This is a genomic window from Sphingomonas sorbitolis (assembly GCF_036663875.1).
In the GTDB taxonomy this organism is placed as follows: Bacteria; Pseudomonadota; Alphaproteobacteria; order Sphingomonadales; family Sphingomonadaceae; genus Sphingomonas.
This window is the reverse complement of record NZ_JAXOJS010000002.1, coordinates 13389-25546: the sequence shown is the minus strand read 5'-3', so window position 1 is coordinate 25546 and position 12158 is coordinate 13389. Positions and strand designations below refer to the sequence as shown.

The 12158-nt window shown below is 66.6% G+C and carries 14 protein-coding genes; 7 read left to right on the top strand and 7 right to left on the bottom strand.

Features of this window, described 5'->3' with window-relative positions:
- A complete protein-coding gene (locus U1763_RS05395; protein WP_332754443.1) occupies positions 1-369 on the bottom strand; it encodes a DUF4440 domain-containing protein in 369 nt (122 codons plus the stop codon).
- Between the two features lie 248 nt (positions 370-617).
- Between U1763_RS05395 and U1763_RS05390 the strand changes: the two genes are divergently transcribed.
- A complete protein-coding gene (locus tag U1763_RS05390; RefSeq protein ID WP_332754442.1) occupies positions 618-1544 on the top strand; it encodes an L-lactate dehydrogenase in 927 nt (308 codons plus the stop codon).
- Between the two features lie 65 nt (positions 1545-1609).
- Here the strand turns inward: U1763_RS05390 and rpsU are convergent, their stop codons facing one another.
- Positions 1610-1810 carry a 30S ribosomal protein S21 gene (gene rpsU / locus U1763_RS05385; protein WP_031393196.1) on the bottom strand — a complete coding sequence of 67 codons (201 nt, stop codon included), beginning with the start codon at positions 1808-1810 and terminating at the stop codon, positions 1610-1612.
- 317 nt (positions 1811-2127) lie between these two features.
- On the opposite strand from rpsU, the gene U1763_RS05380 reads away from it, so the two are divergent.
- From U1763_RS05380 to U1763_RS05365, 4 genes are all read left to right on the top strand, one after another.
- Entirely contained in the window at positions 2128-2811 is a 684-nt protein-coding gene (locus U1763_RS05380; RefSeq protein ID WP_332754441.1) for an NAD(P)H-dependent oxidoreductase, read from the top strand.
- 115 nt (positions 2812-2926) lie between these two features.
- Positions 2927-5323, top strand: a complete 2397-nt coding sequence (locus tag U1763_RS05375) for a phosphoketolase family protein (protein WP_332754440.1) — start codon at positions 2927-2929, stop codon at positions 5321-5323.
- A complete protein-coding gene (locus U1763_RS05370; protein ID WP_332754439.1) occupies positions 5311-6351 on the top strand; it encodes an acetate/propionate family kinase in 1041 nt (346 codons plus the stop codon). The genes U1763_RS05375 and U1763_RS05370 overlap by 13 nt, the downstream gene beginning before the upstream one ends.
- A gap of 128 nt (positions 6352-6479) precedes the next feature.
- Positions 6480-6764, top strand: coding sequence for a hypothetical protein (locus tag U1763_RS05365; protein WP_332754438.1), 285 nt, complete (start codon positions 6480-6482; stop codon positions 6762-6764).
- 71 nt (positions 6765-6835) lie between these two features.
- Here U1763_RS05365 and U1763_RS05360 read toward each other — a convergent pair whose 3' ends face one another.
- The 5 genes from U1763_RS05360 to U1763_RS05340 all read right to left on the bottom strand — a co-directional run bounded on the left by U1763_RS05360 (position 6836) and on the right by U1763_RS05340 (position 10623).
- Positions 6836-7276, bottom strand: a complete 441-nt coding sequence (locus U1763_RS05360; protein WP_332754437.1) for a response regulator transcription factor — start codon at positions 7274-7276, stop codon at positions 6836-6838.
- A gap of 69 nt (positions 7277-7345) precedes the next feature.
- Positions 7346-7978, bottom strand: a complete 633-nt coding sequence (locus U1763_RS05355; RefSeq protein ID WP_332754436.1) for a response regulator transcription factor — start codon at positions 7976-7978, stop codon at positions 7346-7348.
- Positions 7971-9578 (bottom strand): PAS domain-containing sensor histidine kinase, encoded by a 1608-nt coding sequence (locus U1763_RS05350; protein WP_332754435.1) that lies wholly within the window; start codon positions 9576-9578, stop codon positions 7971-7973. The genes U1763_RS05355 and U1763_RS05350 overlap by 8 nt, the downstream gene beginning before the upstream one ends.
- An 88-nt stretch (positions 9579-9666) precedes the next feature.
- The gene (locus U1763_RS05345) at positions 9667-9801 is read right to left on the bottom strand and encodes a hypothetical protein (protein ID WP_332754434.1); all 135 of its coding nucleotides are present in this window, start codon (positions 9799-9801) and stop codon (positions 9667-9669) included.
- A gap of 3 nt (positions 9802-9804) precedes the next feature.
- Positions 9805-10623, bottom strand: a complete 819-nt coding sequence (locus tag U1763_RS05340; protein ID WP_332754433.1) for a universal stress protein — start codon at positions 10621-10623, stop codon at positions 9805-9807.
- A gap of 172 nt (positions 10624-10795) precedes the next feature.
- Between U1763_RS05340 and U1763_RS05335 the strand changes: the two genes are divergently transcribed.
- Together U1763_RS05335 and U1763_RS05330 are read left to right on the top strand one after the other, a co-directional pair.
- Positions 10796-11446, top strand: a complete 651-nt coding sequence (locus U1763_RS05335) for a BON domain-containing protein (protein ID WP_332754432.1) — start codon at positions 10796-10798, stop codon at positions 11444-11446.
- A 9-nt stretch (positions 11447-11455) separates the two neighbouring features.
- Positions 11456-12148 (top strand): VIT1/CCC1 transporter family protein, encoded by a 693-nt coding sequence (locus U1763_RS05330; RefSeq protein WP_443026897.1) that lies wholly within the window; start codon positions 11456-11458, stop codon positions 12146-12148.
- Positions 12149-12158 lie beyond the last annotated feature (10 nt).

Below are 12158 nucleotides of genomic sequence, written 5' to 3'. Positions count from 1 at the left end.
TCAGGCAACGTGGGCCGTCGGTGCGGGCGTTTGCTGATGCTGCACCACGCGCCACTCCTCATGCTCCAGCCGGCGCATCGTCGTGGTGCAATAGGCGGTATAGCCGTCGGCGCCCTCACGGCGGGCTTCGGCCTTGTAGGCGATCGCGATCAGTCCCTCCTGCGGGCGCATGATCTGTTGTTCGCTGAATGTCACGCTCGACCACCGCGGTGTATCGGCGACGGCCTCGATCGCCTGCGCGCCGGTGAGGACGAACGGCTGTTCCGGCAAGACCATGACGCACTCGTCGTCGATCAACGCGTGATAATGGGCCGCGTCGCCGGTCCACAGGCTCTCCTCGAATTCCCAGATCCTGGTGTCGTCCATCATTGCGTCTCCTTTGCTGATAGGGGAGCGCCAGGGACTCCAAAACGTTCCGCGAAGCTGATGATAACGTGACGTCTTTAGCGAAAGCGGCGCTGCGGATCGGCGATATTCGCCCGATCGAGAATGCGCCTATGCGTCCATGTCATTCGATCGATGGTTGGCGCAGGCAAGACCAGCGTGTCGCCGCTGATAGTTTGCTCCGATAATCTGCGCCGAGAGTCTGCGCGGCGCCCCGAATGTGGAGTTCACCAATGCCTGTTTCATCCCGTATCGCTATCGTCGGTGCCGGTAACGTTGGCGCTACGACCGCCTATGCGCTGATGCTCCGCGGGTTGTTCGCCGAGATCGTGCTGATCGATACCGATAGCGATCGCGCCACCGCCGAAGCGACCGACATTGCCGACGCCAACGCGATCGCGCGGCCGGCGCGGATCTGGGCGGGCGACTATGCCGATGCCAGGGACGCAAGCATCCTCGTGATCACCGCCGGAGCCGCGACGGCCGATGGAGAGGCCCGGACGTCGGTTGCCGGCAAAAGCGCGGTGATCGTACGCACGTGCGTCGACGCGGCGATGGCGGCGGGGTTCGAGGGCATTCTGGTCGTCGCATCCAATCCCGCCGACGCCATGGCGCAGGTGGCGCAGGCGACCTCCGGATTGCCGGCGGCGCGGGTGATCGGCACAGGCACGCTGCTCGACAGCAATCGTTTCAGGAAGCGCGTGGCGGACCAACTCGCGATCGCTCCCGGCGCGGTCGAAGGCCTGGTTCTGGGCGAACATGGCGACAGCGAAGTCATGGCCTATTCCAGCGTTCGAATCGGCGGCCTGGATCTCGACGCGTATCTGGATGGGGCAGCGTTCGATCGGGCTTCGGTCGCGCACGAGGTGGTGCGTGCCGGCTATACCATCAGTCACGGCAAGGGACACACATCGTTCGGCGTCGCAACCGCGATCGTCCGGATCTGCGAGGCGATCCAGCGTGACGAACACATCGTACTGCCGGTATCGGCCAAGCTCGATGGTCAGTTCGGGATTTCAAACCTGTATCTGAGCTTGCCATGCCTCGTCGGCGCGGCCGGGATCATGCGCATCCTGACGCCCGACTTGACGAGCGAGGAGACGGCCGCGCTGCATGCGTCGGCCGACGCGCTGCGCCGCACGCTATCCGAATGCAAATAGGGCCGCGTCGATCGACGCGACCCTGCCGGCGCTATCTCAAATAGACGTCGCGCCGTCGGCGTGACTTAGTTGTCGCGCTCGGCGCGCTTGCGGTCCGCCTTGCGTGCGCGGCTGACGGCGGCAGCGTGTTCACGCGCACGCTTCTCAGACGGCTTTTCGTAATGCCGGCGCAACTTCATTTCACGATAGACGCCCTCGCGCTGCAACTTCTTCTTCAAAGCGCGGAGGGCCTGGTCGACGTTGTTGTCGCGAACGATGATCTGCATGGTAGAAAGGCTTTCGGCGCGCAGTGGCGCAATGGTGAGTCGCCGCCGCTTTATGGCGCCGACGAGTATAAGCCAAGCCCGGAAATGCATAGCCATGCGCTGATCGCTACAATGCGGCACGATCCAGCTTGAGCCGATGCCCGATACTGGTCGCGTTCCAGGGCGGGATGCCGGGGACAAACGCCGCGCCCTGCGTAGTTCCCGAGGGTCACCGCGCTGGCGGTGAATCGATAGGCCATGCGGGACCCCCGACGTCGAAGCCATCCGCTGCTGCGGGGCGGACGGCGCGCGGAAAGCCTTTCTGCAAGGACGTTGCGATGATCGTCGACGAACGAATGCCAACCGACCGCAGGCACGCGGTGATCGTGTGCCATCCCGATCCGTCGAGTTTCAATCATGCGATCGCGCATACCTACCGCGACGCGGTCCGCGCGACAGGGCAGGGCGTCGTTTTCCGCGACCTGTATGCGATGGGCTTCGATCCGGTGCTGACGGCGGCAGAGCGACCGACGGATCGTATCGCGACATACCGCCAGGACGTGCTCGACGAGATCGCGGCTATCGAGGGCTGCGACGTATTCGTGCTGATCTACCCGATCTGGTTCGGCACGCCGCCGGCGATGCTCAAGGGGTATGTCGAACGGGTGTTCGGCGCGGGCGTGCACCCCGACGCGCTGCAGGGCCGGGCGCGGACCAGCTTGCTGGGCGGCAGGCGCCTGCTGAGCTTTTCGACGTCGGCGGCCAGCAAGATCTGGCTCGACGAACAGGGCCAGGGGATAGGGCTGAACAGCGTTTTCGACCAGTATATCGTCCATGCCTTCGGAATGCGGTCGCAGGAACATCGGCGGTTCGCGCATATCGTGCCGGGTCTGAGCCCGCACCTTGCCCGCGGGTATCTCGAAGAGGTTTCGGCACAGGCGCGTCGCACCTGTGCGCAAGTCGCGTTCGGCGACGAGGCTTTGCTGTCCGACCCCGGTCTCGTCGCACAGATGGCGCGCTGACGATGGCGCATTTCGAAGGAAACCGCATGACCCGCATGATGCACGCCGGCGTCATATCCACGCCGATCGCGATCGGCGGCTCGACGTGTCCGATACCGAAAAGGGAGCGTCGAGCATGACCGTATTAGCGATGCCATGGTCCGTTGCGGCGCCGACCAAGACGCACCCGCTGTCCGCCGACATGCTGCGCCGGATGGACGCGTATTGGCGGGCGGCGAATTACCTGTCGGTCGGGCAGATCTACCTGCGCGACAACGCGTTGCTCGATCGGCCGCTGACGATCGCGGACGTGAAGCCACGGCTGCTCGGGCACTGGGGGACGACGCCGGGGCTGAACTTCCTCTACGTCCACCTCAACCGGCTGATCGTCGAGCATGATCTCGACATGATCAATATCATCGGGCCGGGGCATGGCGGGCCGGGGCTTGTGGCCAACACCTATCTGGAGGGCTCGTATACCGAACGCTATCCGGCGATCGAGCGGAGCCGCAGCGGCATGCACCGGCTGTTCCGGCAATTCTCGTGGCCGGGCGGGATCCCGAGTCATGTGGCGCCGGAGACGCCGGGATCGATCCACGAAGGTGGCGAGCTGGGGTATTCGCTGGCGCATGCTTACGGCGCGGCGTTCGACAATCCCGACCTGATCGTCGCGTGCGTGGTCGGCGATGGCGAGGCGGAGACCGGCGCATTGGCGGCGAGCTGGCATTCGAACAAGTTCCTCAACCCCGCGCGCGATGGCGCGGTGCTGCCGATCCTGCATCTCAATGGCTTCAAGATCGCCAACCCGACGATTCTCGCGCGAATCGATGGGCATGAGCTCGACGCGTTGCTGCGCGGCTATGGACATGAGCCCTATTATGTCGGCGGCAGCGATCCGGCGGCGGTCCACCAGCAACTGGCCGCCGCGCTCGACAAGGCGTTGGCGAAGATCCAGGCGATCCAGGCGGCGGCGCGGATCGAGGGCGTGATCCCTGAGCGGCCGCGCTGGCCGATGATCGTGTTCCGCACGCCGAAGGGCTGGACCGGGCCGAAGTTCGTCGACGGCAAGCCGGTCGAGGGCACGTGGCGCGCGCACCAGGTGCCGATCGCGGACTTCGAGGATCCCGAGCATCTGCGTCAGCTCGAAGCGTGGATGCGGAGCTATCGGCCCGAAGAGCTGTTCGATGCGAACGGCAAGTTCCTGGAGGAGTATGCGTCGCTCGCGCCGACCGGGCATCGGCGGATGGGATCGAACCCGCATGCCAATGGCGGCGAACTGATGGTGCCGTTGTCGCTGCCCGACTTCCGCAGCTTTGCGGTGCCGTTGGAGACACCGGGCAAGGTCAAGGCCGAGGCGACGCGGGTGCTCGGGCGGTATCTGCGCGACGTGATGAAGCTCAACCTTGCGACGGTGAATTTCCGGCTGTTCGGCCCCGACGAGACCGCATCGAACCGGCTTGCCGACGTGTACGACGTGTCGGGGAAAGTTTGGATGGCGGAGATCGAGGCGGTCGACGAGCATCTCGGGCCCGACGGCCGCGTGATGGAGGTGCTGAGCGAGCATCTCTGCCAGGGCTGGCTCGAAGGGTATCTGTTGACCGGGCGGCACGGGCTGTTCTCGTGTTACGAGGCGTTCGTCCACATCGTCGACTCGATGGTCAACCAGCATGCCAAGTGGCTGAAGACGACCAGGACGATCCCGTGGCGGCGGCCGATCGCCTCGCTCAATTATCTGCTGACCTCGCATGTCTGGCGGCAGGATCACAACGGGCTGTCGCACCAGGATCCGGGGTTCATCGATCACGTCGCGAACAAGACCGCGGACGTCGCGCGGATCTATCTGCCGCCCGATGCGAACTGCCTGTTGTCGGTGGGCGATCACTGTCTGCGCAGCCGCGGCTATGTGAACGTGATCGTCGCGGGCAAGCAGCCGGAGTGGCAATGGCTCGGGATCGACGCGGCAGTGCGGCATTGTACCGCGGGCGCCGGGATCTGGGAGTGGGCGGGCGATGACTCCGACCCGGACGTGGTGATGGCGTGTGCGGGCGACGTGCCGACGCTGGAGACGCTCGCGGCGGTGACGCTGTTGCGCGCCTACGTGCCCGATATCCGGATACGGGTGGTGAACGTCGTCGACCTGATGAGCTTGCAGCCGCGGTCGGAACATCTCCACGGGCTCGACGAGCGCGAGTTCGATGCGCTGTTCACGAAGGACACGCCGGTGATCTTCGCGTTTCACGGCTATCCGGCGATGATCCACAAGCTGACGTACCGGCGGGCCAATCACGCCAACATCCATGTCCGCGGGTACAAGGAGATGGGGACGACGACGACGCCGTTCGACATGGTCGTGCTGAACGATCTCGACCGGTACCGGCTGGCGCTCGACGCGATCGAGCGGATTCCGCGCTTCCGTACCCATGTGCCGCGCGAGACGGCGCGGTATTGGACGACGATGGAGCGGCACAAGCTCTACATCGCCGAGCAGGGCGACGATCTGCCGGAGGTGCGTGACTGGCAATGGTCGCGATAGAGGGGGGCGCGGTAGTTCTGGCGCTCAACAGCGGATCGTCGTCGCTGAAATACGGGTTGTACGCGGTGGAATCCGAGCCGGTCCTGCTGGTCGGCGGGACGATCGAGACGGCCGAGCATCATGGCGACGATCACGCGCGGTTCTTCGACACGATCGAGACGGCGTTGCATGCAGGGCCGACGCCGACTGTGATCGGCCACCGGATCGTACATGGTGGCCCGCACCGCGACGCGCATTGCCGGATCGACGCTGCGGTGATGGCGGATCTGGAGGCGGCGTGCGCGTTCGCGCCGCTGCACGGGCCTGCATCGCTGGCGCTGATCCGGGCGGCTGAGATCCGCTATCCGGGGGTGCCGCAAGTCGCGTGCTTCGACACGGCGTTCCATGCGGGGATGCCGGACGTTGCGAAGACATTGCCGATCGCCAAGGAATACCTTGCCGGCGGCGTCCGGCGTTACGGCTTCCACGGCCTGTCCTGCGAGTCGATCGTCTATCAGCTCGGTGACAAAATCCCCGCACGGCTGGTGATCGCGCATCTCGGCAATGGCGCGAGCGTGACCGCAGTGCGCGACGGCCGATCGATCGACACCAGCATGGGGCTGACCCCGTCTGGCGGCGTGATGATGGCGACGCGGACGGGCGATCTCGATCCGGGCATCCTCTTGTATCTACTACGCGAGGCGGGGCTCGATCGGGACTCGCTGGCAACGCTGGTCGACCACCGATCGGGGATGGCTGGCGTATCGGGACTGTCGGGTGACATGCGGGTCCTTCGCGCCGCCGCGACCGACGACGCCGACCTCGCGATCCGGATGTTCGAGAGGTCGGTGTGCAAGCAGATCGCCGCAATGATCGTCTCGCTCGGCGGTGTGGACACGCTCGTGCTCACCGGCGGCATCGGCGAGAACAATGCGGCGACCGGTCGGGCGATCCGCGCGGGTCTGGCCTGGGTGGCGGGGCTCGATATCCGCATCATGCCGTCGCAGGAGGATGCGCGGATCGCGTTCCACGCGGCCGCGCTGGGCTGACAAACTCGCGAAGTACGTGCTTTCCGAGTCCCGACGCCTTCGTTTGCCCGCGCTACTGTCTTGATACGGATCAGCCCTTCGACACCCGCATCGTGCGGCAGCGAGGACGAGCCGGCGGGGACTTCGCCATGAACTCTATCCATACCGAGATGCTCTATTTCCAGCGCCGCCTGAATGCCACGCGAGCGATGGCCGATGCCGCCGCGGGGCCGTGCGCGCGGGTCGCCCATGAGACGCTCGCCCGTCTGTATGGCGAGACGCTGGCGGCACTTGCCGCGACGCTCCCGTGTTTGATGACCGAACCGGCGGCTGCGATCCCGCGGCGTGTGTTGCGTGTCGAGCGCGCGGTGACGCCACCGACGCTGCGCAAGGTGACGGCCCGGCCTCGCCTGACGCTGAAGCTCGCCTGCTAGTGCGCGAGCGCCGTGCGTGTTGACGTTAAGCAAGGAAAGGCCGGTGGGTATCCCACCGCCCTTCCTTCGTCTCACCCCTCGGCATTCCAGGTGGACCAGCCGTGGTCGATCGAGGCGGCGATCGCGGTGAGGAGGGGGGCGTCGCCGGTGGTGCGGTCGAGGATGCGGTCGCCGTGGCGTTCGGCGGCGTGGATCAGCGCGGGGGGCGGGACGGTACCATCGAGCAGGATCGCCTTCCCCCGCCAGCCCGATGCGCGCATGGCGTGGAGCGTTTCCATGCCGCTGCCCCCATCACCATCGACCCCGCCTGCGACATCGACGACGATGCAGGGGACGTCGCGCGACCGGGGATCGGCGAGCAGCGCCGCGCCGGTCGCGTAGGAGCGGACGTCGTAGCGTTCGGATAGCAGCATGATCTGCCGCGCGCGGCGTATCACCGGGTCGCCATCGACCAGCGAAACGCCGATTCCGAAATGGGGCGGGGCAGGGGATTGGATCGGGTGGTCGGTCATCGAATGTCCTTGTCCTGACCTTCGATGACACCCCTCCGTCGCCGTGTCTGTACGTAGAAGACGAGGGCGTCAGGCGGGTTCGGCGGTCTCGCCAAGGCCCGCCGAAAACGCGATGCGGAGGACGTCCGACAGGCTGCGCGCGGCGAGTTTCTCCATCAGGTTTGCGCGGTGGACTTCGACGGTGCGCGTGGCGATGGCGAGGTCGTAGGCGATCAGCTTGTTGGGGCGGCCGAGCACCATGCCGTCAAGCACGTCGCGTTCGCGCGGGGTGAGGGCTGCGAGCCTAACCAGCGCGTCGGCGGCGGCGAGGTGTTCGCGGTCCGACCGTGCGGCGTGGGCGAGCGCGGTTTCGATCGCTGCGAGCAAGGCACTGCGTTCGAACGGCTTTTCGAGAAACTCGATCGCGCCGGCCTTGATCGCGCGGACCGCGAGCGTCACGTCGCCGTGGCCGGTCAGCATGATCACGGGCAGCGTGATGCCGGTCTGCGCCATACGCGCCTGCACCGCGAACCCGTCGAGATCGGGCATCCGGACGTCGAGCAGCACGCAGCCGCGCGTCTCGCGCGTGACGGCTTTCAGGAACTGCGTGCCGGTGGGATAGGTTTCGACGGCATAGCCCGCCTTGCGCAACAGGAAGCCGACCGATTGGCGGATCGCTTCGTCGTCGTCGACGATGTGGACTGTGCGAAGTGGATCAGACATCGTTGTTTTCCTGAAGCGTGGCGAGCGGTACTGTGAAGTGGAACGCGGTGCCGCCGCTCGGCACGCCGTCTGCCCAGATCCGCCCGCCATGCGCCTCGACGATCGTCCGGCAGATCGACAGGCCGAGCCCCATGCCGTCCTCCTTAGTGGTCGCGAACGCCTCGAACAGGCGCGCGCGGACGTCGGTGTCGATGCCCGTGCCGGTGTCGGCGACAGTGATCTGCATCCACCCCTCGCGCTCGGGCGCGGTGGCGATCGATAGCGTCCGGATCGGCGAGGCGGCCATCGACTGGATCGCGTTGCGGATAAGGTTGACCAGGACCTGCTGGATCTGGATGCGGTCGACGCGGACTATGGCGGGGCTTGGCGATGCCCTGTTGACGACGGTGATACCTGCCTCGTGCGCGCCGAGCAGACCGAGACTGGTCGCTTCCTCGACGAGCAGGTCGAGCCGTTCGTCGCGGAACCCGGTGTCGCCGCCATCGACGAACGCGCGCAGCCGGCGGACGATCGTGCCAGCCCTGAGCGACTGCGCCGCCGCCAGCTCCAGCGCTTCCGCGACGTCGGCCAGGAGCGGGGCCAGTACCGGATCGTCGCCGTCGGCGATCATCGCGCGCGTCGCTTCGAGATAGTTGGCGATCGCGGTCAGCGGCTGGTTGATCTCGTGCGCCAGGGTCGACGCCATCGTCCCCATCGCGCTGACGCGGGAGACGTGGATGAGCTCGGACTGGAGTTCCTGCAACCGGCGTTCGGTCGCGTGGCGGTTGGTGAGATCGCGGATGAAGCCGGTGAAGATCCGTTCGCCGCCGATCGACGCCTCGCCGACCGCGAGTTCGATCGGGAACGTCTCGCCGCCTTTGCGCATCGCGCGTTCGAGGCGGACATTGCCGATCACGTGGCGCTCGCCGGTATGGCGGTACTTCCGGAGGTGCGCATCGTGGTCGCGTGCCTCGGTCTGCGGCATCAGCATTGCGACGTTCTGGCCGATCACTTCGCTCGCCGCATAGCCGAAGACGAGTTCGGCGGCGGCGCTGAACGAGGCGACGATGCCGTTCTCGTTCATCACGATCATCGCGTCGGGTACGGTGTTGAGGATCGAGCGGAGGTGATGTTCGCGGCGGACGATCGCGGCCTCGGCGGCCTTTTCATGCGTGATGTCGCGGATCACCTTGCCGAACCCGCGCAGCGCGCCGGCGTCGTCGTGGAGCGCGGTGATCGTGACGTGCGCGAGGAATTCGGAGCCGTCCTTGCGGACCCGCCAGCTTTCTTCCTCGACGCGACCGTCGCAGTGCGCGCGGGCGAGGTCGGCGGCCGGTTTGCCCGCGGCGATATCGTCGGCGGGGTAGAAGATCGCGAAATCGCGGCCGATGATCTCCGCCTCGGCCCAGCCCTTGATCCGCTCGGCACCGCGGTTCCAGATCGTCACGCGGCCGCGGCGGTCGAGCATGTAGATCGCGTAGGTGGTCGCGCCGTCGATCAGCAGCCCGAGTTCCTCCGCCAGCATCGCATCGCCGCGCGCCACCGCCTGGGGGTCGGTATCGTGCGGCGACTGCGACGCGATCATGCGGGCGGTGCGGTGGCTCGGGGGGCGCAGAGGCAAATCATCGAGATGCGGGCCTTGTTCGACACACTGATCCGATCCGTCGGGGGGCAAGACTTCGCCGCCCTCCTTCGAAACATGACGCATGTTAAGCCAAGGATCCGCTATATGCTAATAGTCCTTCGATGATCGCGACGATCGACAGGATCGTGCCGCCGACGACTATCCTTCGGTTTGCGGTTACGACCAGGCCGAAATACTTGCGGATCGCGTGGCCCGTCATGGCTCAGTGCGACAGCAACGTGCAGCGCCGGTCGCGCAGCAGCAGGTCGCGGGTGACGCCGCCGAACGCCCATTCGCGGATCCGGCTGTGCCCATAGGCGCCCGCGACGACGAGGTCGGCCTCGATCTCGTCGGCGATTGCGGCGAGCGTATCGATGCTGGAGCCCTTCATCCGCGCGACGATCTTGTCCGCGTCGACGCCGTGGCGCGCGAGCCAGGCAGCAACGTCGTCGATCGGCTTCCGCGCCTCGATCGCGTCGATCGCGACTTCGACGATCACGACGCGGTCGGCGGCCTTGAGCATCGGCAGCGCATCGGCGATCGCACGGCGGCATTCGCGCGTGTCGGTCCACGCGACCAAGTTGGTCGCGAAGCGCGCGGTGGCGGCGCCATCGGGAACGACCAGTATCGGGCGGCCCGCGCGCAGGATCAGGTCGCCGGTATCGGCATGCGTCGCGAGGTCGGCAGAACCCGGCCCGGCGCTGGTGATGACGAGATCGGCAGACCGCGCATGCTCGGCGACGACATGCGCGACGTTGACGAGCGTCGGGATCGAGCGCCAGTCGAGCACATGCCGCGCAAGCCGTTCGTGCGCGTGGAACTCGGTCTTCGCGCGGGCGAGTTCGCCGGCGACGATATCGCGCTCGATCACCGCATATTCGCCGCCGAGATAGCCGTCGCACGTGCCGATCTGGACCGGCTGGCAGGCGGCGATGCCGATCACCGCAGCATCATATTGGTCGGCGAGCGTCGCGGCGACGTCGAGCAGGGCGACGTTGGGACGGCCGCCATCAAGATGCACCATCAGGGTCGAATAGGTCATGCGCGGTCTCCCTCTTTCGCAGTGCTGTCGGCGTTTGGGCGGATGCGCGAAAGGATCGGGAAGTACGCAGTCGGGCGGCATGCGTAGTTCCCGACGCTGTCGGTGATTGGCCATATCGATAGGCTCGCGATCATCGGCTCGGACCTCTCCGCGCTGTTCTCAGGAGCCTGTCATGTCCCACGACGCAAGATTGCAGAAAGCCGTGCTCGCCGAACTCAACTGGGATCCGAGCGTCCCCGCCGGGCATATCGGCGTTACCGCGAACAACGGTGTCGTCACGCTCAGCGGCCACGCCGGCAGCTATGCGGCGAAATACGCCGCCGAGCGTGCCGCCGCGCGGGTCGACGGCGTCAAGGCGGTCGCCGAGGAAATAGAGGTACAGCTGGAAGACCGGTTCAAGCGCGGCGACGAGGCGATCGCCAGCGCGATCGTCGAGCGGCTGTCCTGGGATACGACCGTGCCGCACGATAGCGTCAAGGCGCAGGTCGAGGACGGCTGGGTCAGCCTGCGCGGCGAGGTGCGCTGGCATTTCCAGAAGGATGCGGCCGAGGCGGCGGTGCGGACGCTCGCGGGCGTGGTCGGCGTGATCAACCACATCGTGTTGAAACCGCGGGTCGACGTCACCGACGTCAGCAACGATATCCGGACGGCGCTGCACCGGTCGTGGTTCTTCGACGGCGACACGATCAAGGTGTCGGTCGATGGCGGCACGGTGCGGCTTACCGGCTCGGTCGACTCGCCGCACGACCGGATGGTCGCCGAGCGCACCGCCTGGGCGGCGCCGGGCGCGGTGAAGGTCGAGAACATGCTCGAGATCGCCTGAGTGCGCGCGCTGTCGTCGCACCGCGAACGCCACGTCACCGATCGGATCGGCTGGCTGCGCGCGGCGGTACTCGGCGCCAATGACGGGATCGTCTCGACCGCGAGCCTGATCATCGGCGTCGCGGCGGCCGGTGGTCAGGTTGCCGCGATCGTCATCGCAGGAACCGCGGGGCTGGTCGCGGGGGCGATGTCGATGGCGGCGGGCGAATATGTCTCGGTCAGCGCGCAGGCGGATACCGAGACCGCGGAACTCGCGCGCGAACGGCGCGAACTGACGGATGACCCGCGCGGCGAATTGGCCGAACTCGCCGCGCTCTACGTCGCCCGCGGGGTGGATGCCGCCACCGCGGAAACGGTGGCGGCACAGTTGATGGCGAAGGATGCGCTCGGTGCGCACGCCCGCGACGAGCTGGACATCACGCCGGGTGCGCGGGCGCGCCCGGTCCAGGCGGCGTTCGCGTCGGCGGCAAGCTTCACGGTCGGCGCGGCATTGCCGTTGCTGACCGTGTTCGTGGTTCCGTCCACCTCGCTTGTCAGGGCGGTTGCAGCGGGATCCTTGCTGTTTCTTGCCGTGCTCGGCGCTGTCGGCGCGAAGACCGGTGCGGCGGTCGTGTGGCGCGGGTTGGTACGCGTCACGTTCTGGGGTGCGTTCGCGATGGCGGTGACCGCGCTGATCGGTCGGCTGATCGGTGGCGCGGTGTAACCCGCGCCAA